This is a genomic window from Stenotrophomonas sp. 8(2023), assembly GCF_030345295.1.
Lineage (GTDB): Bacteria > Pseudomonadota > Gammaproteobacteria > Xanthomonadales > Xanthomonadaceae > Stenotrophomonas > Stenotrophomonas muris.
This window is the reverse complement of sequence record NZ_CP128404.1, coordinates 4439712-4462500: the sequence shown is the minus strand read 5'-3', so window position 1 is coordinate 4462500 and position 22789 is coordinate 4439712. Positions and strand designations below refer to the sequence as shown.

Annotated in this window: 14 protein-coding genes and 2 rRNA genes (1 of these 16 running past the window's edge); 10 read left to right on the top strand and 6 right to left on the bottom strand. The window is 66.2% G+C overall.

Features of this window, described 5'->3' with window-relative positions:
* Together QP609_RS20585 and rrf are read left to right on the top strand one after the other, a co-directional pair.
* Positions 1-2775 (top strand): 23S ribosomal RNA (locus tag QP609_RS20585); it begins 103 nt to the left of the window's first position.
* A 126-nt stretch (positions 2776-2901) separates the two neighbouring features.
* Positions 2902-3016, top strand: a 5S ribosomal RNA gene (gene rrf / locus QP609_RS20580).
* A 352-nt stretch (positions 3017-3368) separates the two neighbouring features.
* Here rrf and QP609_RS20575 read toward each other — a convergent pair.
* From QP609_RS20575 to hemH, 3 genes are all read right to left on the bottom strand, one after another.
* Positions 3369-5474, bottom strand: a complete 2106-nt coding sequence (locus tag QP609_RS20575) for a methyl-accepting chemotaxis protein (protein ID WP_014648911.1) — start codon at positions 5472-5474, stop codon at positions 3369-3371.
* 290 nt (positions 5475-5764) lie between these two features.
* Positions 5765-6619, bottom strand: coding sequence for an alpha/beta hydrolase (locus tag QP609_RS20570; protein ID WP_032957858.1), 855 nt, complete (start codon positions 6617-6619; stop codon positions 5765-5767).
* Positions 6616-7578 carry a ferrochelatase gene (gene hemH / locus QP609_RS20565; protein WP_046433311.1) on the bottom strand — a complete coding sequence of 321 codons (963 nt, stop codon included), beginning with the start codon at positions 7576-7578 and terminating at the stop codon, positions 6616-6618. The genes QP609_RS20570 and hemH overlap by 4 nt, the downstream gene beginning before the upstream one ends.
* Positions 7579-7743: 165 nt before the next feature.
* On the opposite strand from hemH, the gene QP609_RS20560 reads away from it, so the two are divergent.
* The 4 genes from QP609_RS20560 to tatC all read left to right on the top strand — a co-directional run bounded on the left by QP609_RS20560 (position 7744) and on the right by tatC (position 10166).
* Positions 7744-8643 (top strand): YSC84-related protein, encoded by a 900-nt coding sequence (locus QP609_RS20560; protein WP_197621553.1) that lies wholly within the window; start codon positions 7744-7746, stop codon positions 8641-8643.
* Between the two features lie 75 nt (positions 8644-8718).
* Positions 8719-8946, top strand: a complete 228-nt coding sequence (tatA, locus tag QP609_RS20555) for a Sec-independent protein translocase subunit TatA (RefSeq protein ID WP_014648907.1) — start codon at positions 8719-8721, stop codon at positions 8944-8946.
* A 15-nt stretch (positions 8947-8961) separates the two neighbouring features.
* Positions 8962-9420: a Sec-independent protein translocase protein TatB gene (gene tatB, locus QP609_RS20550; RefSeq protein WP_197621552.1), complete on the top strand. Its 459-nt coding sequence runs from the start codon at positions 8962-8964 to the stop codon at positions 9418-9420.
* Positions 9417-10166: a twin-arginine translocase subunit TatC gene (tatC, locus tag QP609_RS20545; protein ID WP_005420449.1), complete on the top strand. Its 750-nt coding sequence runs from the start codon at positions 9417-9419 to the stop codon at positions 10164-10166. Before tatB ends, tatC begins: the two co-directional genes overlap by 4 nt.
* An 85-nt stretch (positions 10167-10251) precedes the next feature.
* Here the strand turns inward: tatC and QP609_RS20540 are convergent, their stop codons facing one another.
* From QP609_RS20540 to QP609_RS20530, 3 genes are read right to left on the bottom strand one after another with little or no spacing between them, the layout of a single operon-like run.
* Complete coding sequence (locus QP609_RS20540; protein WP_014648905.1) at positions 10252-11163, bottom strand: BPSS1780 family membrane protein; 912 nt, start codon at positions 11161-11163, stop codon at positions 10252-10254.
* A gap of 49 nt (positions 11164-11212) precedes the next feature.
* The gene (locus tag QP609_RS20535; RefSeq protein WP_014648904.1) at positions 11213-11959 is read right to left on the bottom strand and encodes a glutamine amidotransferase; all 747 of its coding nucleotides are present in this window, start codon (positions 11957-11959) and stop codon (positions 11213-11215) included.
* Positions 11931-13766 (bottom strand): GspE/PulE family protein, encoded by a 1836-nt coding sequence (locus QP609_RS20530; RefSeq protein WP_169411260.1) that lies wholly within the window; start codon positions 13764-13766, stop codon positions 11931-11933. The genes QP609_RS20535 and QP609_RS20530 overlap by 29 nt, the downstream gene beginning before the upstream one ends.
* An 83-nt stretch (positions 13767-13849) precedes the next feature.
* Between QP609_RS20530 and glyQ the strand changes: the two genes are divergently transcribed.
* From glyQ to QP609_RS20510, 4 genes are all read left to right on the top strand, one after another.
* Complete coding sequence (glyQ, locus tag QP609_RS20525; RefSeq protein ID WP_014648902.1) at positions 13850-14761, top strand: glycine--tRNA ligase subunit alpha; 912 nt, start codon at positions 13850-13852, stop codon at positions 14759-14761.
* Positions 14762-14848: 87 nt separating this feature from the next.
* On the top strand, positions 14849-16924 hold the full coding sequence (glyS, locus tag QP609_RS20520; RefSeq protein WP_197621551.1) for a glycine--tRNA ligase subunit beta: 2076 nt from the start codon (positions 14849-14851) through the stop codon (positions 16922-16924).
* 212 nt (positions 16925-17136) lie between these two features.
* Positions 17137-18933, top strand: a complete 1797-nt coding sequence (locus QP609_RS20515; protein WP_088375331.1) for an autotransporter assembly complex family protein — start codon at positions 17137-17139, stop codon at positions 18931-18933.
* On the top strand, positions 18930-22787 hold the full coding sequence (locus tag QP609_RS20510; protein ID WP_197621550.1) for a translocation/assembly module TamB domain-containing protein: 3858 nt from the start codon (positions 18930-18932) through the stop codon (positions 22785-22787). Before QP609_RS20515 ends, QP609_RS20510 begins: the two co-directional genes overlap by 4 nt.
* Positions 22788-22789: the final 2 nt, after the last annotated feature.

The following is a 22789-nucleotide window of genomic DNA, read 5'->3' as shown; positions in this document are numbered from 1 at the left end:
CCGGTAATGTCCGAATGGGGAAACCCACCCGCTTGCGGGTATCCTGCAGTGAATACATAGCTGCTGGAAGCGAACCTGGTGAACTGAAATATCTAAGTAACCAGAGGAAAAGAAATCAACCGAGATTCCGTAAGTAGCGACGAGCGAACGCGGACTAGCCCTTAAGCTGATTTGGTTCTAGGAAAACGCTCTGGAAAGAGCGGCCATAGAAGGTGATAGCCCTGTATCTGAAAGGGCCATTTCAGTGAAGACGAGTAGGGCGGGGCACGTGAAACCCTGTCTGAACATGGGGGGACCATCCTCCAAGGCTAAATACTACTGACCGACCGATAGTGAACCAGTACCGTGAGGGAAAGGCGAAAAGAACCCCGGAGAGGGGAGTGAAATAGAACCTGAAACCGTGTGCGTACAAGCAGTAGGAGCTCCGCAAGGAGTGACTGCGTACCTTTTGTATAATGGGTCAGCGACTTACTGTTCGTGGCAAGCTTAACCGTATAGGGGAGGCGAAGGGAAACCGAGTCTGATAAGGGCGCATAGTCGCGGGCAGTAGACCCGAAACCGGGTGATCTAGTCATGCCCAGGGTGAAGGTGCGGTAACACGCACTGGAGGCCCGAACCCACTCCCGTTGCAAAGGTAGGGGATGAGGTGTGATTAGGAGTGAAAAGCTAATCGAACCCGGAGATAGCTGGTTCTCCTCGAAAGCTATTTAGGTAGCGCCTCATATGTATCCTCTCGGGGGTAGAGCACTGTTATGGCTAGGGGGTCATCGCGACTTACCAAACCATTGCAAACTCCGAATACCGAGACGGACTGTATGGGAGACACACGGCGGGTGCTAACGTCCGTCGTGAAAAGGGAAACAACCCAGACCCACAGCTAAGGTCCCAAATTTTGTGCTAAGTGGAAAACCATGTGGAAAGGCACAGACAGCCAGGAGGTTGGCTTAGAAGCAGCCACCCTTTAAAGAAAGCGTAATAGCTCACTGGTCGAGTCGGTCTGCGGGGAAGATTTAACGGGGCTAAGCACAGAACCGAAGCTTGGGGTGCATACTTTGTATGCGCGGTAGAGGAGCGTTCCGTAAGCCGTTGAAGGTGGATTGAGAAGTCTGCTGGAGGTATCGGAAGTGCGAATGCTGACATGAGTAACGATAATGCGGGTGAAAAACCCGCACGCCGAAAGCCCAAGGTTTCCTTGCGCAACGTTAATCGGCGCAGGGTGAGTCGGCCCCTAAGGCGAGGACGAAAGTCGTAGTCGATGGGAAGCAGGTTAATATTCCTGCACCTCGCGTAAGTGCGATGGAGGGACGGAGAAGGTTAGGTGTACCAGGCGTTGGTTGTCCTGGGGAAAGGCGGTAGGTTTGGATCTTTGGCAAATCCGGGATCCTCTAAGACCGAGCACCGAGACGAGCCTTTATGGCGAAGTCACTGATACCACGCTTCCAGGAAAAGCTCCTAAGCTTCAGCTTACGCAGACCGTACCGTAAACCGACACAGGTGGGTAGGATGAGAATTCTCAGGCGCTTGAGAGAACTCGGGTGAAGGAACTAGGCAACATGGCACCGTAACTTCGGGAGAAGGTGCACCCTTTTTGGTGGCTCGTGCGAGCTATAGCTGAAGAGGGTCGCAGTAACCAGGCCGCTGCGACTGTTTATCAAAAACACAGCACTCTGCAAACACGAAAGTGGACGTATAGGGTGTGACGCCTGCCCGGTGCTGGAAGGTTAATTGATGGGGTCAGCCGCAAGGCGAAGCTCTTGATCGAAGCCCCAGTAAACGGCGGCCGTAACTATAACGGTCCTAAGGTAGCGAAATTCCTTGTCGGGTAAGTTCCGACCTGCACGAATGGCGTAACGACAGCGGCGCTGTCTCCACCCGAGACTCAGTGAAATTGAAATCGCTGTGAAGATGCAGCGTTCCCGTGGCAAGACGGAAAGACCCCGTGAACCTTTACTATAGCTTTACACTGAACGTTGAGTTCGTCTGTGTAGGATAGGTGGGAGGCTATGAAACCATGGCGCTAGCTGTGGCGGAGCCATCCTTGAAATACCACCCTGTCGTGCTTGACGTTCTAACCTGGGCCCATTATCTGGGTCGGGGACCGTGTATGGTGGGTAGTTTGACTGGGGCGGTCTCCTCCTAAAGAGTAACGGAGGAGCTCGAAGGTACGCTCAGCGCGGTCGGACATCGCGCACTGTGTGCAAAGGCATAAGCGTGCTTGACTGCAAGATCGACGGATCAAGCAGGTAGGAAACTAGGACTTAGTGATCCGGTGGTTCTGTATGGAAGGGCCATCGCTCAACGGATAAAAGGTACTCCGGGGATAACAGGCTGATACCGCCCAAGAGTTCATATCGACGGCGGTGTTTGGCACCTCGATGTCGGCTCATCACATCCTGGGGCTGTAGTCGGTCCCAAGGGTATGGCTGTTCGCCATTTAAAGTGGTACGCGAGCTGGGTTCAGAACGTCGTGAGACAGTTCGGTCCCTATCTGCCATGGGCGTTGGAGATTTGAGAGGGGCTGCTCCTAGTACGAGAGGACCGGAGTGGACGAACCTCTGGTGTTCCGGTTGTCACGCCAGTGGCATTGCCGGGTAGCTATGTTCGGAAGCGATAACCGCTGAAAGCATCTAAGCGGGAAGCGCGCCTCAAGATGAGATCTCCCGGGGCACAAGCCCCCTGAAGGAACCATGTAGACTACGTGGTTGATAGGTCAGGTGTGTAAGTACAGCAATGTATTGAGCTAACTGATACTAATGATCCGTGCGGCTTGACCATATAACCTCAAGTTGCCTTGGCTTTACGACAACGTCGTAAGAGCATCCAAGTGCACGCTACGTCACAAGAACTATGCGAGGCTGGCGCCTTGTCCCACCGGGACGAGTGCGACTCTCCAAAAGCCTCCCTGGTGAAATTAGCGCTGTGGAACCACCCGATCCCATCCCGAACTCGGAAGTGAAACGCAGCTGCGCCGATGGTAGTGTGGCTCAAGCCATGCGAGAGTAGGTCATCGCCAGGGTTTATACCCAAAACCCCGCTGCTTGCGCAGCGGGGTTTTTCTTTGTGCGCAGAACATGCGGGTAGTGCCGGCCGCCGGCCGGCACCGCCATAGCTGCACACCGGCCGGTAGATGCACGCCATGCGTGGATATTCTCCGCGGGCAGCCCCAGCGCCAACCAAGGTTGGCGACTACCGAGGGCATGCGGGCGCACAGTAGATCCACGCCGTGTGTGGATGCGGCACCAGCCAGGGTTGGTCGCTCCTCACGGCAGGTCCGGAAGCGGACTTTCCTGACCCATCACGCAAAAGCAGGCAAAAAAAACGGCGCCCTGCGGGCGCCGTCTTGACCGGGATGGAACTGCAGGCCCGGATCAGGCGGCCCGCGAGACCTCGTGCGGTTCCTGCTGGCGGAACACCGATACCGCCTCGGTAAGCGTACCCGCCTGCAATTGCAGCTCGCGTGCGGCCGCGGTGGCTTCCTCCACAAGCGCGGCATTCTGCTGCGTCGCCTGGTCCATCTGCACCACGGTCTGGTTGATCTGCTCGATGCCGACCGACTGCTCCTGCGAGGCCGCCGAGATCTCGTGCATCAGGTGGCTGACATTCTCAACGCCCCCGACAATGCCCTGCATCCGCTGGCCCGCATCGGCCACCAGCTGGGCGCCTTCGCCCACCTGGCGACCTGCCTCATCGATCAGCTTCTTGATTTCTTGAGCCGCGGCGGCGGAGCGCTGCGCCAGCACGCGCACCTCGCTGGCCACCACCGCGAAGCCACGGCCCTGCTCGCCGGCACGGGCGGCCTCCACTGCCGCGTTGAGCGCGAGGATATTGGTCTGGAAGGCGATGCCATCGATCACGCCAGTGATGTCGCCGATCCGCTTCGAGGCTCCCTCGATCGCCTGCATGGTGTCGACGACCCGCTGCATGGCGACGTTGCCGTCGCTGGCGGCGCTCTGGGTGGTGATCGCCAGCTGGCTCGCCTCGCGCGCATGGGCAGCGTTCTGGCGCACGGTGGCAGTCAGCTCTTCCATCGAAGCGGCGGTTTCCTGCAGGTGCGCTGCCTGGCGCTCGCTGCGCTCGGACAGCGCGCCATTGCCCGCAGCGATTTCGCTGGCAGCGGTGCTGATCGAGGACGCGCACTGCTGGATACGGCCCACCATGCGCGCCAGCTGGCCGGCGGTGGCGTTGGCATCGCGCTGGATCGCGGCAAAGGCGCCGTGATACTCGCCATGCATGCGTCGATCGAGATCGCCGCTGGCCAGCGCCGAGAGCATCTGCCGCACCTCGTCAACCGTACTGCCCAACGTATCCAGCAGCTGGTTGATGCCACCGGTGAGGCCATCGAGGAAGCTGGCACCTTCGGTTGCCTGCAGGCGCTGGTCGAGGTCGCCGGCGGCGGCGGCCGCGACGATGCCGGCGACGGCGTTCTCCAAGGCGAGCTCATGGGTACGGTCATGCCACTCCACGGCAAAGCCCAGGCGCACGCCCTGTGCGTCGAAGACCGGAGTAACCACCTGTGCGAAGTGCACCGGGCCGATCTGTACCTTGCCGTTGTGGCTGACCTGCAGGCCATTGAGGATGGCGCGGATCCGGTCCGGGTTGGCGTGGAAGCGATGAATGCTGCTACCGACCAGGCGCTCGGCATCGAAATCGGGGAAGGCCTGGCGCAACGTTGCCTGCTGGTTGCGCAGCAGGGCCACCACCGAGCGGTTCACGTAGCGGATCACGTGATCGTTGTCGGCAATCATCATCGCGGTGCGCGAGGCATCGAGGGCCTGGCGGATCTGCGCGTTCTCGGCGTGTGCCTCCGCTTCGCGTCCACGCTGGGCCTGCACATGGCGTGCGGTGTCGGCCAGCGCATGGGCCAGCGAACCCGGTGCGTAGGCGGTGGTGTCAGCATGTGCACCAAGATCGGCGCCGGTGGCGATGTCGCGCGCCAGCGCGGCCAGCCGGCGGGGACCGTGGCCAAGTGCTTCGGTCTGCTGGCGGAGCCGCAGTGCGACCTGGCCAAGGAACAGGGTCAGGCCGGCCAGCATCGCGGCCTGCAGCAGCGCCGGCCCCACCGCAGCACCGGCCGGCAGCGGGGCCAGCAGTGCAAGCGTGCCGATGCTACCGGCCAGCCACACCGGCAGACGATCGCGATGGCCCAGCAGCACGCCCAGCAGCAGGGCGATCGGCAACGCCGGCGACAGGCCGGTGATCGCGGACAACAGGGCCAGCTGCAGCGCCACCAGGATTGCCAGGGCGTTGCGGGCGATGCCGCGGCCTGCCAGCGGACCGGCCAGCCACAAGGCGGGCAGCACAGCGCCCGCGGCCAACGCGGCGGCCACACCGTGCGGACCGCGCAGGGCCAGCACCAGCCCGGTCACGGCCAGTGCCGCGCTGCCGGTCAGCAGGCGGCGGTCAGCACCGCGGGCGAGTTGTTGCAGGTGCGACAGGCGGGCGGTATCGGGGGGACGGGCGGATGCAATGGACATCGGAGGCTCCTGGGTCAGCAGACGACAACGAGCACGCCGCAACGCACGCAGCAGGGCGTCACGAGGGCGGGTGCCGGGAATTCGAGGGATGCGGCGCGATCAGCGACGCGGAGACGGGACACCGCGGCCACATCCTGTGGGTGACGGTGCAGCAGAGCGGGCATGCGGACTTCCTTGCAGAACCAGACACATGCCGCAGGACCGACCGGGCCCGCGTGCAGCGGGCGCAGGGGCCCGCAACTGATGTATCGGCCGCAAACGCGCGGAGTGAAGCGCGCGGACGCCTGCGCTCAGCCGGCGTTGTCGTTGCTGAAGAAGTGCAGGATCACGCCTGCGATCTGTTCCGGATCTTCCATGTGCAGGTGATGGTTGCCGGGAAACACTGCCAGCCGGCCATCCCGCAGGTGCTGCAGGCGATCGCTGCGCATCGGCTCGGGATAATACGACTGCGCCGGCGTGGCATAGATCACCTGTGTCGGGCAGGCGATGGCCTGCAGCAGGTTGTCGATCTGGCCCTCGCTGAGGCGGATCGCGGTGGGCAGCATCAGGCGCGGATCGCTGCACCAGCGATACCCGCCTTCGACCGGTTCCACGCCGCGCTCGACCAGCAGTCGTGCGCACGGTTCGCTGAGCTGGTTGGTCATCATCCGTGCGCGGATCGGCGCGGCCAGGTCGGGGAACACGCGCAGCTGCTTGCGCGCCAACGCACGGGTGGCGTTCACATGCTCGCGCAGGCGATGGGCGGTCTCTTCTTCGGGGCCGCGCAGGCCGCCGAGAGCTTCGATCGCCACCAGGCGCTCGACGCGGTCGCTGACCGAGGCGGTGAGGCTGGCGATGCCGGCGCCCATCGAATGGCCGAGCAGGCTGAAGCGGTCCCAGCCCAGGGCGTCGGCCACATCAAGCACGTGGCAGATCGCGGCCGCCGTGGTGTAGCTGGCACCGGCCGGCAGGTGCGCGCTGTGACCATGGCCGGGCAGGTCGATCGCCACCAGCTGCAGCGACGCCAGGTGCGGCGCCAGCGGCACGAAGCTGGCGGCATTGTCGAGCCAGCCATGCAGGGCCAGCACGCGCGGGCCGTCGCCGCTGTTGCGCAGGCCGGCGACGCGGGTGCCGCCCACCTCGAGTTCAAAGGGTTGCAGACTCATGCCAGCGAGGCCACGGCCAGTCGTGCCAGGGCGCGCGCGTGTTCCGGTTCGGCATTGAGGCAGGGGATGTAGCGCATCGTCGCGCCACGTTCGGCCAGCGTTTCGGTGAAGCCCATCGCGACTTCTTCCAGCGTTTCCAGGCAATCGGTGGCGAAGCCGGGGCAGACCACGTCGATCTGCTTCACACCGGATTCGGCCAACGCCCACAGGCTCGGCTCAGCGTAAGGCTGCAGCCAGCGCTCGCGGCCGAAGCGCGACTGGTAACCCATCTGCCAGTCGTCCTTGCCCAGGCCCAGCGCGTTGGCGATGGCCTGCGCGCTGGCCTCGCAGCGCTGCGGATACGGATCACCCGCGTCGGCCAGGCGCTGCGGGATGCCGTGGAAGGAGAACATCAGTTTCTGGCTGCGGCCGTGCTGTTCCCAGTAGCGGCGGATCGAGCCGGCAACGGCCTCGACCCAGCCCGGGTCGACCGAGTAGTCGCGTACCAGACTGACGGTCACGCCCGGGTTGCGCCGCTGCCAGGCGTCGACGCGGTCCTCGACCGAGGCGGTGGTGGTGGTGGAGTACTGCGGGTACAGCGGCAGCACCACGATGCGGCGTGCGCCTTCGGCGGCGAGGCGGTCGAGCTCGTGGGCCAGGGCCGGTTCGCCATAGCGCATTGCGTGGCGCACTTTCAGGGTTGGCAGCAGGGCCTGCATCGCCTGCGCCAGCTGCCGGGTATGGACCATCAGCGGTGAGCCATCCGGCAGCCAGACCTGGGCGTACTTGGCCGCCGAACGACTGCTGCGCAGCGGCAGGATCAGCCCGCGCAGCAGCGGCTGCCACAGCAGTGGCGGGATCGCGACCACGCGGCGGTCGGACAGGAATTCGGCCAGGTAACGGCGTACGGCGGGGGCCGTCGGCGTATCGGGCGTGCCTAGGTTGACCGCCAGCACGGCGGTATCGGGTGCGTCGAGCATGGGGTGCATTGTCGCCGATCCGGTGTCGCACCGGGATGCAGGGTTCGGATTGCAGGCATAGCGGGCATCTATGTGAGCGGGGAGCGCTCATTGGCGATTCATGACAACACTACTAATTTCAGTCACTTGCTATATCTTCCTATGGACTGACTTCTGGAGCCTGCCATGCGTCGCCCGATCCAAGCCCTGCTGATCGCCGCCAGCCTGCTGTCCAGCCAGGCCATGGCCGGACCGCAGGAAGACCAGCGCGCCCGCAATGCCGTGCGCGTGCTGGCGGAGATCCAGGAAATCCCTGAACAGGGAATTCCGGACAAGTTGCTCGACGAAGGCCGCGCGGTCATCGTCATTCCCGACACGATCAAGGCCGGCCTGGTCATTGGCGGTCGTCGCGGCCACGGGCTGATGTCGGTGCGCATGCCCAATGGCGCCTGGTCCAGCCCGGTATTCGTCAAGCTGACCGGTGGCAGCATCGGCTTCCAGGCCGGCGTGCAGTCTTCCGACGTAGTGCTGGTGTTCCGCAACGACCGCAGCCTGGACAACCTGGTCAATGGCAAGTTCACGCTTGGCGCCGATGCCGGCGTTGCCGCCGGTCCGGTCGGCCGCAATGCCGCCGCCGCCACCGACGGCCAGCTGAAGGCCGAGATCTGGTCGTGGTCGCGCGCGCGCGGCCTGTTCGCCGGTGTCGCGCTGGATGGCGCGGTGCTGCAGATCGACGATGCCGCCAATCTGGACGCCTACGGCAGCAACACCACGCCGCGCATGATCTTCGAAGGTCGCGCCGTCGGTTCGCCGTCGATGGACGTGGTCGCCTTCCGCGATCGCCTGGAAGAGGCCACCTACGCCGCCCGCAACAACCGCAACGGCAACGGTGGCAATGCACCGCGTCCGGCGCCGGCGCCGGCTGCCGTCCCTGTGCCTGTGCCCGTTCAGGCAGCACCGGCGGCCCCGGCCGAAGCCACCACCGCGCCGCTGCAGAACGTTCCGCAGAACCCGCCGCCGCAGCAGCAGGGCTTCCAGCCGGTCAACGACGGCGAAATCCGCACGGAAACGCTGGGCGGAAACTGACTTTCGTCACGCGCGCCGGCTAACACCCGGTGCGCTATGCTCGACAGCCTGATCACTAACGTAACGAGCGTCTTTATGGGCAGTTTCAGCATCTGGCATTGGTTGGTCGTGCTGGCCATCGTCCTGCTGGTGTTCGGCACCAAGCGCCTGACCAGTGGCGCCAAGGACCTCGGTTCGGCGGTCAAGGAATTCAAGAAGGGCATGCGCGACGACGACAAGCCGAACGCGCAGCTGGGCGACGAGTCGCGCAGCCAGGACGCCTCGCGCACCGCGCAGGACGAGCACGACCGCACCCCTCGCTGATCCGGAGCGGTCGCGGTGTTTGATATCGGCTTCAGCGAACTGCTGGTGATCGCCGTGGTCGCCCTGGTGGTGCTCGGTCCCGAGCGCCTGCCCAAGGCGGCCCGCTTTGCCGGCCTGTGGGTGCGTCGCGCCCGCAATCAATGGGATTCGGTGAAACAGGAACTGGAGCGCGAACTGCAGGCCGAGGAGATCAAGCGGCAGATGCAGGACGTGCGCCAGGGCATGCAGGACACCGAGAACCAGCTGCGTGCCAGCGGCGAAGCGATCCGTCGCGAAGCGCAGGAGGCGCAGCAGCAGGGCGATACGCTGGCGCAGGAGGTACGCGCACCGGCGCCTGCGGATCTGCCGCCGCATATGAGCGGCCTGACCCGTGCCGATGCACCGGTACAGGAGGGCGTCGCTCCCGAGCCGACGCCGGCGCCCCCCCCTGAAGCCGGTGCGCCGCCGCCGCCGCGCACGGAGCGCCAGCCATGAGTGAACAGGATTTCGGCGAGAGCTCGCTGGTCGAACATCTGGTGGAACTGCGCGGCCGCCTGGTGCGCGCATTGCTGGGCCTGGGCGTGGTGCTGCTGGCGCTGCTGCCGTTCACCCAGAAACTGTACAACGCGTTGGCCGAGCCGCTGGTCTCGCAGCTGCCGAACGGGCAGACGATGATTGCCACCAATCCGGCCGGCGCCTTCTTCGCGCCGTTGAAGCTGACCTTCTTCGTTGCCCTGTTCGTGGCGGTGCCGTGGCTGCTGTACCAGCTGTGGGCCTTCGTCGCGCCCGGCCTGTATGCGCGCGAGAAGCGCCTGGCGGTGCCGCTGCTGGTGTCCTCGGTGCTGCTGTTCTACACCGGCTGTGCCTTTGCCTACTTCCTGGTGCTGCCGGCGGTGTTCCACTTCCTCACCACCTTCAGCCCGGACGTGATTGCGATCACCCCGGATGCAAATGCCTACCTGGATTTCGTGCTGGCGATCTTCTTCGCCTTCGGCGGCAGCTTCGAACTGCCGGTGGCGATGGTGATCCTGGTGCTGCTGGGCTGGGTGACGCCGCAGCAGTTCAAGGAAGGCCGCGGCTACGCGATCGTCGGCATCTTCGTGCTGGCGGCGGTGCTGACCCCGCCGGACGTGGTTTCGCAGCTGATGCTGGCGATCCCGATGTGCCTGCTCTATGAGCTGGGCATCCACGCCGCACGCTGGCTGGTGCCGTCGTCGGCAGTCAAGAAGCCCGCCGCCTGAAAGAAAAAAGGGGACGGAGGGGATTAAGTCGTTTATGCCCAGTGTGTGCAGCTAACGACTTAATCCCCTCCGTCCCCTTTTTTCATCAGGCGTGGAAGATGTCGCTCGAGGTCGGCGTGGTCGGGATCGGCGGTGCGGCGCGGCTGCCACGGTGCACGAACATCTGCTTCCACGCGGCGTAGACCGCGCCGACATACAGCGGCATCAGCACCGTGGTCAGCACCAGCTGGGCGATGAAGGCGGCGGCCAGCGGGCCGCCGATCAGCATCGCGATCTGGATCACGATCACGAACAGGATGTAGATGCAGAACGCGGCGATCAGGCCGAGCACGGCGAACACGATCATTGCGCCGATGTTCTCGATGCAGCCCTGCAGGCTCAGGCGCAGCGCGTGCATGCCGCTCTGCTTGTCGAACACCACCAGCGCCGGCTGGGTGAACATTGCCAGCGACAGTGCGACCGCGCTCAGGAACACCAGCAGCATCCACAGTGCGATGCGCTTGGCCGGCAGGTTGGCCACCAGCGCCGCAGCATCGTCCGGCTTGATCTGCTGGCCACTGCGGCTGATCTCTTCCATCTTGGTCATGACCTCGCTGAAGGCGGTGAAGCCTTCGCGGCCGATCATCAGGAACAGCAGCGCGCCCAGCAGCAGCACCGCCAGCACCTGGATCGCCAGCGGCACCAGCAGGTGGCTGACGCGGTGGTCGCGGATCGGCTGCAGCAGGTGCGAGGCCAGGCCCGGGCGACCTTCGTCGATCTCACCCACGGCGTACAGCATGCCGCCGAACATGATCGGCGAGATGGCCAGGGTCATCAGCTGCACGGCCATGCCGGCGGCGCCGGGAATCAGCGTCGACAACAGGGTGACCACCCAGCTCACCAGCAGCCAGGTCAGACCGATCCGGGCCAGCTGCAGCGGCGCACGCCGATACAGCGAGAACGTATCCAGCAACCACTGGGCGCCCGCCGAGGCCGGCAGCTTGCGAATCTCTTTCATGGACATCCGGGAAGGACAGGAGGGGCCGGGCGCTTGCCCGTGCCGCCGATTATCCCTGTTTTGCCGCCGGCTGGGCTGAAGACAGCCGCGCCTGGCGAACGAAGCGGCGCAGCAGCTGGCGCGCCAGCGGTGCGGCGCTGACCGCGCGCTCGATGCTGCGGGCACAGCCGCCATGGCGGCCGATGCAGTCGGCGCGGGCACGCACGTAGCCGCGCATGTGGTGGGTGGCGAACTCGGGGTGGAACTGCACGCCCCAGGCCTGGCGCCCCCAGCGGAAGGCATGGCAGCCATCCAGCGGCGAGCGTGCCAGTACTTCGGCGCCGTCGGGCGCGCGCAACACGGTCTGCAGGTGGGTGGCGTGGGCGGCGAAGTGCTGCGGCAGGCCCTGGAACAGCGGGTCCTGCGCGGCCTGCGGCTGCAGCTCCAGTTCGATCGTGCCGGACTCGCGCCCGGCCGGGTTGTAGGCCACCTCCCCGCCCAGCGCGTGCGCCAGCAGCTGGTGCCCGTAGCAGATACCGAACACCGGCAGGTCGTCGTGGGCGGCCTGGCGCAGCCATGCGGCACTGCGCTCACTCCATTCGGCGTGGTCGGTGACGAAGGCGGCCGAGCCGGTCACCAGCACGCCGGCGAAGGCATGCGGGTCGGGCAGGGCATCCCCGTGTTCGACATCGACCACCACCGTCTCGTGCTCTTCCAGCCCGGCGGCCACCCGGATCCAGTGCGGGAAGCGCCCGTAGCGGCGCAGCGACGGCACCGGGCGGCCGGTTTCAAGGATCAGGAACGGGGCTGGGTTCATCCGGGGGCGGCAGGACTGACAGGACTTCCTCGATTGTAGTCAGCCCCTGCGCCACCTTTTCAAGCCCGGCCTGGCGCAGGGTTCGCAGCCCTTCAGCCCGCGCGGCACGGGTGAAACCGGCCAGATCCATGTCGGCGCGGATCTGCCCACGCAGCCGCGAGCCCAATGGCAGCAACTCATACAGGCCGATGCGGCCGAGGAATCCGGTGCGCCGGCACTCCAGGCAACCAACCGGCCGACAGGGCGTGGCGGCATCTGGATATGCAGCTTGGCTATCAGCCAGCACCGCCCAGTCGGCAGCACCAAGGGTGTGCGGCTGCTTGCAGTGCGGGCACAGGGTGCGCACAAGGCGCTGGGCGAGGATGCCGTTGAGGGTGCTGGCCAGCAGGTAGTGCGGCACGCCCAGGTCGAGCAGGCGGGTGACCGCCGACGGCGCGTCGTTGGTATGCAGCGTGGACAGCACCAGATGGCCGGTCAGCGAGGCCTGCACCGCCATCTGCGCGGTTTCCAGATCGCGGATCTCGCCGATCATGATGATGTCCGGGTCCTGCCGCAGCAGGGTGCGCACGCCGCTGGCGAAGTCCAGGTCGATGTTGGCCTGCACCTGCATCTGGTTGAACTCGGGCGCGATCATCTCGATCGGGTCCTCCACGGTGCACACGTTCACGTCCGGCGTGGCCAGCCGCTTCAGCGTGGAATACAGGGTGGTGGTCTTGCCTGAGCCGGTCGGGCCGGTGACCAGCACGATGCCGTGCGGGCGTTCGACCAGTGCATTCCAGTCGGCGGCCTCCTGCGGGCTGAAACCCAGCTGGTCGATGCTCTTGAAGGCGGCATCCGGGTCGAAGATGCGCATCACGCACTTCTCGCCGAAGGCGGTGGGCATGGTCGACAGGCGCATCTCGACCTCGCGGCCGCCCGGCGAGCGGGTCTTGATGCGGCCGTCCTGCGGGCGCCGGCGTTCGGCCAGGTCCATGCGGCCGAGCACCTTGATGCGGCTGACCACGGCGGTCATCACCGCCGGTGGCACCTCGAAGACCTTGTGCAGCACGCCATCGATGCGGAAGCGCATGCGCCCCATCTCGCGGCGCGGTTCCAGGTGGATGTCCGAGGCGCGCTGTTCGTAGGCATATTGCAGCAGCCAGTCGACGATGTGCACGATGTGCTGGTCGTCGGCATTGACGTCGCCGGTACGGCCCAGCTCGACCAGCTGCTCGAAGCTGGGCAGGGTGGTGCTGGCTTCGCCGCGGACATCGCCGCGCGCGCCACGCACCGAGCGGGTCACCCCGTAGAACTCCATGGTGTAGCGGTGCAGGTCGAGCGGATTGACCACCGCCAGCTCGATGCTGCGGCGGGTCAGGTGCTGCAGGTCGCGGCGCCACTCCTGCACCAGCGGCTCGCTGGTGGCCACCAGCACCCGTTCGGCATCCACCGCCAGCGGCAGGAAGCGGTGGCGGCGGGCGTAGGCATGGGAGACCAGCGCGGTGACAGCAGCGACGTCGACCCGGGTCGGATCGATGCGCAGGTAGCGGCTGCCGGTGCGCCGGGCCAGCCATTCGGTCAGGCGTTCCAGGGTCAGTTCGCCACCGTCGCGGGCGGCCAGCTTGAGGTTGGACAGCAACACCAGCGGGTGCACTTCACTGGCATTGCGCGCGCCCTGTGCGGAAAACCGCATGCGCTCGACGTCGTGCTCGGCCACCAGGCCATCGGCCAGCAGCGCTGCGCAGACCTGTTCGAAATGCAGGCGGCCCCACGGCAGCGGGATGTCGCCTGGCTCGCCGGGCGTGCCCACCGGCAGCCGATGTTCCATCTGCCTGCTCCTCCCGGGTACGGAATGCCCCGCAGGTCGGCCGTTATACTAACGCACCCCCTTGCCGGCCAAGACTCGTACGCATGTCCGCGACCCCGACCGTTCCGATCACCTTCCAGGGCCTGATCCAGACCCTGAACCAGTTCTGGGCCCAGCAGGGCTGCGTGCTCATCCAGCCGCTCGACCTGGAGGTGGGCGCCGGTACCTTCCACCCGGCCACCTTCCTGCGTGCGATCGGTCCGGAACGCTGGAACGCGGCCTACGTGCAGCCCTCGCGCCGCCCGACCGACGGCCGCTACGGCGAGAACCCGAACCGCCTGCAGCGCTACTACCAGTACCAGGTGGCGATGAAGCCGGCGCCGGACAACATCCAGCAGCTGTACCTGGATTCGCTGAAGGCGCTGGGCATCGACCCGCTGGTGCACGACCTGCGTTTCGTCGAGGACAACTGGGAATCGCCGACGCTGGGCGCCTGGGGCCTGGGCTGGGAAGTCTGGCTCAACGGCATGGAAGTGACCCAGTTCACCTACTTCCAGCAGGCCGGTGGCCTGGAGTGCCGCCCGGTGCTGGGCGAGATCACCTACGGTCTCGAACGCCTGTGCATGTACCTGCAGAACTGCGACAACGTCTACGACCTGGTCTGGACCTACGGCCCGGACGGGCAACCGGTGACCTATGGCGACGTCTACCACCAGAACGAAGTCGAGCAGAGCACCTACAACTTCGAATACGCCGACGTGGACGAAATGTTCCACCGCTTCGATGCCTGCGAGCGTGAAGCGCAGAAGCTGGTCGAGGTGGGCCTGCCGCTGCCGGCCTACGAGCAGGTGATGAAAGCCAGCCACACCTTCAACCTGCTCGATGCACGCCGCGCGATCAGCGTGACCGAGCGCCAGCGCTACATCCTGCGCGTGCGCGCGCTGGCCCAGGCGGTGGCCAAGGCGTACTACGAGCAGCGCGAGAAGCTGGGCTTCCCGGGTGCGAAGAAGGCCTGACGGGCCGTCGGCACCCACCCGCTTTTCATCAACTACCCGGGGCGCCGGACGCGTCGCGCGCTGCGCCCCCACCACAGGATCGAACCGATGAGCCAACTGTCCCCCCTGCTGATCGAACTGGGCACCGAGGAGCTGCCGGTCAAGGCGCTGCCGGGCCTGGCCCAGGCGTTCTTCGACGGTGTTGTCGAAGGCCTGCGCACGCGCGGCGTCGCGCTGGAACTGGGTGATGCACGCCCGCTGTCGACCCCCCGCCGCCTGGCCGTGCTGCTGCCGGGCGTGGGCCTGGAACAGCCGGAACAGCACAGCGAAGTGCTGGGCCCGTACCTGAACATCGCACTGGACGCCGAAGGCCAGCCGACCAAGGCGTTGCAGGGCTTCGCCGCCAAGGCCGGGATCGACTGGACCGCGCTGGAGAAGACCACCGACAACAAGGGTGAGCGCTTCGTGCACCGCGCGGTGACCCCGGGCGCACGCACCGCCAGCCTGCTGCCGGAGATCCTGCGCGAGGCGATTGCAGCGATGCCGATTCCCAAGCCGATGCGCTGGGGCGACCACACCTGGGGCTTTGCCCGCCCGGCGCACTGGCTGGTGCTGCTGCACGGTACCGAGGTGGTGGAGGCCGAACTGTTCGGCCTGCAGGCCGGCCGTGTCAGCCGTGGCCATCGCTTCCACCACGACCAGCCCGTGTCGCTGGCCCAGCCGCAGGACTATGTTGAAGCCCTGCGCGCCGCCTTCGTGCTGGTCGACCCGCGCGAGCGCCGTGCGCGCATCGTCGCCGAGGTCGAGGCCGCCGCGGCCAGGGCCGGTGGCAGCGCCCGCATCACCGACGACAACCTGGAGCAGGTGGTGAACCTGGTCGAGTGGCCGTCGGCGGTGCTGTGCAGCTTCGAACGTGCGTTCCTGGCAGTGCCGCAGGAAGCGCTGATCGAAACGATGGAGATCAACCAGAAGTTCTTCCCGGTGCTGGATGCCGCAGGCACGCTGACCGAGAAGTTCATCGGCATCGCCAACATCGAATCGAAGGACGTGGCCGAAGTGGCCAAGGGCTACGAGCGGGTGATCCGCCCGCGCTTTGCCGACGCCAAGTTCTTCTTCGACGAGGACCTGAAGCAGGGCCTGGCGTCGATGGGCGACGGCCTGAAGACGGTGACCTACCAGGCCAAGCTGGGCAGCGTGGCCGACAAGGTGGCGCGCGTGGCCGCCCTGGCCGAAGTGATCGCACCCCAGGTGGGTGCCGATGCCGTGCAGGCCAGGCGGGCTGCCGAATTGGCCAAGAACGACCTGCAGTCGCGCATGGTCAACGAGTTCCCGGAGCTGCAGGGCATCGCCGGCCGCCACTACGCCGTGGCCGGTGGCGAATCGACCGAGGTGGCGCTGGCCATCGACGAGGCCTACCAGCCGCGCTTCGGCGGTGATGACATCGCGCTGTCGCCGCTGGGCAAGGTGCTGGCCATCGCCGAACGCGTCGACACGCTGGCCGGTGGTTTCGCCGCAGGCCTGAAGCCGACCGGCAACAAGGACCCGTTCGCCCTGCGCCGCAATGCGCTGGGCCTGGCCCGCACGATCATCGAAAGCGGCTTCGAGCTGGACCTGCGCGCGCTGCTGGCCAGCGCCAACGCCGGCCTGGCCGCGCGCAACGTGCAGGCCGATGTCGGCGAGCTGTACGACTTCATTCTCGACCGCCTGAAGGGCTATTACGGCGACAAGGGCGTGCCGGCCACGCACTTCAACGCGGTGGCCGAACTGAAGCCGGCCTCGCTGTACGACTTCGACCGCCGCCTGGATGCGATCGGCACCTTCGCCGCACTGCCGGAAGCCGAAGCACTGGCTGCGGCCAACAAGCGCATCCGCAACATCCTGCGCAAGGCCGAGGGCGACATTCCGGCGCAGATCGACCCGGCGCTGCTGCAGGAAGAGGCCGAGCGCGCGCTGGCCGAAGCGGTCACCGCCGCCATCGACGACACCGGCGCCAGCCTGCACCAGAAGGACTACGTGGCCGTGCTGGCACGCCTGGCGCGCCTGCGCCCGCAGGTCGACGCGTTCTTCGACGGGGTGATGGTCAATGCGGACGATCTGGCGCTGCGTGGCAACCGCCTGGCGCTGCTGACGATGCTGGGCGAGCGCCTGGGCAAGGTCGCGGCGATCGAGCATCTGTCGAGCTGATGCCCGTATCGGTAGTGCCGGCCGCTGGCCGGCATTACCCCGCGCACCGCATCGCCGGTGGATGTCCATCGGGGTCATTGCCGGCATCGCGCACGATGCCGGCATCCTCGTCTGCATTCACGATGATCGCCACAAAGGTGCGTATTTTGACCGCCACTTAACAACCGATCCCGAATGACGTGATGCATTTCGCATCGTCACCTTCGGTCGGTATGCTGTCCCGCATGCAGCCAAAGAAATACGCCCTGCCGCTGATGGTCCTGTCGTTGGCCGCCACTTCCGTGGCCCACGCGCGCGGCACCATCGACAAGGTGGACATCAAGGGATTGGACAAGGGCGACGACGCCGCAATCATCGAGAACATCCAGGAATCGCTGTCGCTGTACGACACGATCGGCAAGGAACAGGGCGAATCGCGCCTGGAATACCTGCTGTCACAGGCCGAGCGGCAGACCCGCCAGGCACTGGAACCGTTCGGGTACTACAACCCGGTGATCAAGGTCGAGGCACCGCGCGAGGACGAACACGTGCGCGTGCTGATCCATGTCGACAAGGGCACCCCGGTGACCGTGCGCCGCGAGCACATCGACATCACCGGCCCGGCGATGTACGACCAGTACCTGCAGGATGACCTGGCCGCGTTCAAGCCGCGCAAGGGCCAGCGCTTCGAGCACACCCAGTACGAAGCCAGCAAGATCACCATCACCCGGCGCCTGGCCGAGCGCGGCTACTTCGACGCCGACTACACCCAGCGCCAGGTGCAGATCACCCGCGCCGACAACGCCGCCGACATCGACCTGACCTGGGACAGCGGCCGCCGCTACAACATGGGCCCGGTGCGCTTCCAGCAGGACTACTTCGTCGACAAGCTGTTCGATCCACTGGTCTACTGGGACCAGGGCAGCTACTACCACGAGGGCAAGCTGGACCGGCTGCGCGAGTCGCTGACCAAGCTGGACTACTTCAGCGTGATCGACATCCAGCCGCGCCCGGACCAGGCCGACGAGAACGGCGAAGTGCCGGTGGACGTGAAGCTGACGCGCGCCAAGCGCACCATCTATACCGCCGGCCTGAGCTACGGCAGCGAGAGCGGCCCGGGTGTACGCGGTGGCATCGAGCGGCGCTTCCTGAACAACCGCGGCCACAAGATGAACACGCAGCTGGACTATGCGCAGAAGCGCAAGAGTCTGGTGACCAGTTACCGCATCCCCGCCTTCAACTGGCTTGACGGCTGGTACACCTTCGCCGCCAGTGCGTATGACGAGCAGACCGATTACATCGACCTGCGCAACTTCAAGCTGATCGCCAGCCGCAGCGGCGAGATCAACGAGCACTGGACCGCGATCGCCTCGATCAACGCACTGCGCGAGCGTTGGCGCTATGCCTCCGGCACTGAATTCACCGATGCCGTCTACAACACCTCGACGCTGGTGTACCCGCAGATGGTTGCCGACTACGTCAACGTCGACGACGAGATGTTCCCGCGCAAGGGCATCAGCGGTACTGCGACAATGCGCGCCGGCGTTGAAGGTGCCGGCTCGGACACCAGCTTCGTGCAGGCCAACGCCGTGCTGCGCTGGTACATCCCGGTGGGTGAAAGCAACCGCCTGATCCTGCGCGGTGAGGGGGGTACCACCTGGACCAGCGATCTGGTGGCGATGCCGCCGAGCCTGCGCTACTTCGCCGGCGGTGACCGCAGCATCCGCGGCTACGCTTACCGCGAAGTCGGCCCGCGCACACCCAAACCCGACAAATACGCGCTGGGCGCCAAGAACCTGGTGATCGGCTCGGCCGAGTACGAGCACTACTTCAATGGCGGCCCGTGGGGCGCGGCGGTGTTCGTCGATACCGGCAGCGCCTTCGACAACACCATTGACCTGCACACCGGCGTCGGCTTCGGCGTGCGCTGGAAATCGCCGGTGGGCCCGGTGCGCGTGGATATCGCGCATGGCCTGAACAACCCGGATTCGCAGTTCCAGCTGTACCTCAACATCGGAGCGGACCTGTGAGCACGCCCGCACCCACCCCGAACACGCCGCCGCCGCGCGTGCGTTTCTACCGCCGCCGCCGCTTCTGGGCCTGGTCCGGCGTCGGCGTGATCGGCGTGGTGCTGCTGGCCCTGCTGGCGGTGTACTGGCTGCTGCAGACCGTGGCCGGCCGCGATGTGCTGCTGGCCCAGGTGGTGGCGCGACTGCCGGTGGGCGCCAGCTTCACCTGGGACAAGGTGGAAGGCCCGGTGGCCGGTCCGCTGACCCTGTACAACGTCGACTTCCGCTACGACGACATCCATTTCCACGCCGAGCGCGCGCACCTGGAGCCGGACCTGCGCCCGCTGCTGGGCCGCAAGCTGCTGCTGGACAAGCTGGAGCTGACCAACGCGACGTTGAACCTGGCCAAGAGTGATGAGCCGTTCAAGCTGCCATCGTGGCCGGATTCGCTGCCGCAGATCGAGATGCCGCTGGCGATCCAGGCCGATGCCATCGCCATCGACGGCTTCCGCATCAGCCAGGCCAACGAACCGGTGATCGACATCCGCCGGGTGCGTGGTGGCATCGAGATCGCCAATGGCGAGTTCCAGGCGCACAAGCTGGTGGTGGACAGCGACATGGGCAACTTCACCGCCCAGGGCCGTTACATTCCGGCCAAGGACTACGACACCGATGTGACGGTGACGGCGGTGCTGCCAGCACCGCGTGGGCGCACCGCCGCTACGGTGGGCCTGGTCGCACGTGGCGACCTGTCGCACATGGAAGTGGCCGTAGCCGGGCGCGCGCCGAAGCCGCTGCACGCGATGCTGGTGTTCGATGGCCGCACCGACCCGAGCTGGAGCGCCAGCATCCGCAGTGACGAGCTGGATCTGGCGCTGTTGTCGCCAGCATTGGCGAGCTCGGCGATTGCGCCGTTGTCGCTGGACTTCACCGCCGCCGGCAAGGGCGGCAATGCCAACCTGCGCGGCAGGGTGAAGCAGGGCGACCAGGAGCTGGAACTGGCACCGTCGGTGGTGTCGCTGCAGGACCAGGTGCTGAAGGTCTCACCGCTGCTGGTGAAGGGCCTCGGTGGCGAAGCGCGGCTGGAAGGCACCGCCGACTTCAGCCAGGACGATCAGCAGAAACTCAATTTCTCGGTGGTCGCACGCGATCTGACCTACGTGCCGGCACCCGACCCGAACACGGCTGGCAGCGCACCGGTGCCGGTCACCCTGAAGGAAGCACGCTTCGGCCTGGCCGGTACCCTGAAGGCCTGGGCCGCGATCGGCCGTGCCGAGATCGAACGCGAGGTGCAGAAGGCGCAGCTGCAGTTCGACGTACGCGGCAATGACCAGGCCGCGTCGATCCACCAGCTGCAGGCGCAGACGCCGGGTGGGCAGCTGCAGGTGGAAGGCCAGGTGGCCTGGGCGCCGCAGCTGGACTGGGACGCCAAGGCCACGCTGAAGGACTTCGACCCCGGCTATTTCGTGCCGGGCTGGAACGGCCGCCTGTCCGGCAACCTGGCCTCCAAGGGCCGTCAGCTGCCGCCGCCGGCCAATGCCGCACCGGGCACGGCCGGCACGCTGGAAGCCACCGTCGACCTGCCGTCGCTGAAGGGCATCCTGCGCCAGCGCAACCTTGATGCACAGGGCAAGTTCGCGCTGCAGGGCGCGCAGGGCCAGGGTGACCTGAAGCTGTCGCTGGGCAGCAGCCGGGTGACCGCGTCGGGCAAGGTCGGCGACCGCCTCGACATCGATGCACGTTTCGAACCGCTGCAGCTGAGTGACCTGCTGCCGGGCGCCGACGGCGGCCTGCGCGGCCAGGTGCAGGTGAAGGGGCCGCGCGATGCGCCGGACATCACCGCCGACCTGGTCGGCAATAACCTCAACTGGGAGGGCTACGGCGCCGAGAGCGTGAGCATCAAGGGCCACCTGCCGTGGCGCGGCGACAGCGGCACGCTGGCGGTGCAGGGCCAGCAGGTCAACGCCGGCATGCTGCTGGAGCGCTTGAACGTGGATGCGCAGGGCAGTGTGTCCAACCTGCGCCTGGCTGCGCAGACCCGCAATGAGATGGGCGCGATCGAGCTGCAGGGCAGCGTGCGCCAGCAGGGGGCGCAGTGGCGTGGCGAGCTGGCCTCGCTGCGCATCGCACCGGTGAAGGGTGATGCGTGGTCGCTGCGTGCACCGGCGGCGTTCGCGATCAATGGCAGCACCTACACCCTGTCCGAAGCCTGCCTGGCCGCCGCCAGCAGCGGCGCGCTGTGCGCACAGGCCAACTGGCCGCGAGAAGGCCTGGTGCTGCGCAGTGACGCGCTGCCGCTGGCGCTGGTGCAGCCGTGGCTGCCGCCGCAGTCCGGCCGCCGCATCTACCTGCGCGGCGACGTCAGCCTGGACGCGCAGATCCGCCCGCGTGGCGCGGCCTGGGAAGGCCATGTGGAAGTGCGCTCGAAGGAAGGCGGCGTGCGCCTGGGCGAGAACCGCAACACCGTGGGCGATACCACCCGCGGCGAGCTGGTGCGCTATGACCAGTTCTCGCTGAAGCTCGACATGACCCCGGCCAGCATCAAGGGCTACCTGGGCATGGGCTTCCAGGGCAATGGCTTCGTCGACGCGAAGATGCAGACCGGCTGGGAAGCCAGTGCACCGCTGAACGGTGAGCTCTACCTCAACATGTCGCGGCTGTACTGGCTGGAGCTGTTCTCGCCGGACATCGTGCGCCCGACCGGCCTGATCGAAGGCCACGTCAGCCTGCGCGGTACGCGCGGGCAGCCGTCGCTGGGCGGCGACGCGCAGCTGAGCAACTTCAAGGGCGAATTCCCCGCGCTTGGCCTGACCTTCGACCAGGGCAAGGGCAGCTTCGTGGCCCAGCCCGACGGCTCGGCCAAGATCACCGCGCAGGCCAACTCGGGCCAGGGCACGCTGTATGTCGACGGCGGCCTGTCGTGGTTCGGTGATGCACAGCCGCTGCAGCTGAAGATCCACGGCGAGAACGTGCTGCTGTCCAACACCAGCGAGCTGCGCATCGTCGCCAACCCCAACCTCGACTTCACGTTGGCCAAGGCGGCGATGGAGCTGCGTGGCACCGTGCACGTGCCCGAGGCCGACATCGACCTGGAGCGCCTGGACCGTGGCACCTCGGTGTCCGAAGACGTGGTGGTGCTGGACCCGGCCGATCCGGAAGAGTCGCGCACCTCGCCGCTGGACATGGACCTGACGGTCAGCCTCGGCGACAAGGTGAAGATGACCGGGTTCGGCCTGAAGGGCGCGCTGACCGGCAAGATGCAGGTCTGGGCCAAGCCCGGCCGTGAAATGACCGCCAATGGCGGCCTGGAAGTGAGCGGCCGCTACAAGGCGTATGGGCAGGACCTGACCATCACCCGCGGCAACCTCACCTGGAACTACAACGCGGTGTCCGACCCGCGCATCAACATCCGCGCCGAGCGCCGGATCGGTGATGTCACCGCCGGCATCGACGTGACCGGGCGTGCGCAGCAGCCGCGCGCGGACGTGTGGTCCGATCCGGCAATGTCGCAGTCCGAGGCACTGGCCTATCTGGTGCTGGGACGCAGCCTGACCGGTGCCAGCAGCGACCAGGCGCAGCAGGTCAACGCGGCCTCGGCGGCGCTCTCGGCGGGCAGCGGCCTGCTGGCTTCGCAGCTGGGCGCCAAGCTGGGCCTGGACGACGCCGGCGTGAGCCAGTCGCGCGCGCTGGGCGGCTCGGTGATCGGTGTCGGCAAGTACATCTCGCCCAAGCTGTACGTCGGCTACGGCGTGTCGCTGGTCGGTGCCGGTTCGGTGATCACGCTGAAGTACCTGCTGCGCCGCGGGTTCGACGTGGAAGTGGAGTCGAGCACCGTGGAAAACCGCGGGTCGATCAACTGGCGGCGGGAGAAATAACC

Excerpts from the sequence above, each read along its gene's own strand:
- QP609_RS20575 (WP_014648911.1), bottom strand. The coding sequence starts at position 5,474 with ATGTCCATTGCATCCGCCCGTCCCCCCGATACCGCCCGCCTGTCGCAC.
- QP609_RS20570 (WP_032957858.1), bottom strand. The coding sequence starts at position 6,619 with ATGAGTCTGCAACCCTTTGAACTCGAGGTGGGCGGCACCCGCGTCGCC.
- hemH (WP_046433311.1), bottom strand. The coding sequence starts at position 7,578 with ATGCTCGACGCACCCGATACCGCCGTGCTGGCGGTCAACCTAGGCACG.
- QP609_RS20560 (WP_197621553.1), top strand. The coding sequence starts at position 7,744 with ATGCGTCGCCCGATCCAAGCCCTGCTGATCGCCGCCAGCCTGCTGTCC.
- tatA (WP_014648907.1), top strand. The coding sequence starts at position 8,719 with ATGGGCAGTTTCAGCATCTGGCATTGGTTGGTCGTGCTGGCCATCGTC.
- tatC (WP_005420449.1), top strand. The coding sequence starts at position 9,417 with ATGAGTGAACAGGATTTCGGCGAGAGCTCGCTGGTCGAACATCTGGTG.
- QP609_RS20540 (WP_014648905.1), bottom strand. The coding sequence starts at position 11,163 with ATGAAAGAGATTCGCAAGCTGCCGGCCTCGGCGGGCGCCCAGTGGTTG.
- QP609_RS20535 (WP_014648904.1), bottom strand. The coding sequence starts at position 11,959 with ATGAACCCAGCCCCGTTCCTGATCCTTGAAACCGGCCGCCCGGTGCCG.
- QP609_RS20530 (WP_169411260.1), bottom strand. The coding sequence starts at position 13,766 with ATGGAACATCGGCTGCCGGTGGGCACGCCCGGCGAGCCAGGCGACATC.
- glyQ (WP_014648902.1), top strand. The coding sequence starts at position 13,850 with ATGTCCGCGACCCCGACCGTTCCGATCACCTTCCAGGGCCTGATCCAG.
- glyS (WP_197621551.1), top strand. The coding sequence starts at position 14,849 with ATGAGCCAACTGTCCCCCCTGCTGATCGAACTGGGCACCGAGGAGCTG.
- QP609_RS20515 (WP_088375331.1), top strand. The coding sequence starts at position 17,137 with ATGCTGTCCCGCATGCAGCCAAAGAAATACGCCCTGCCGCTGATGGTC.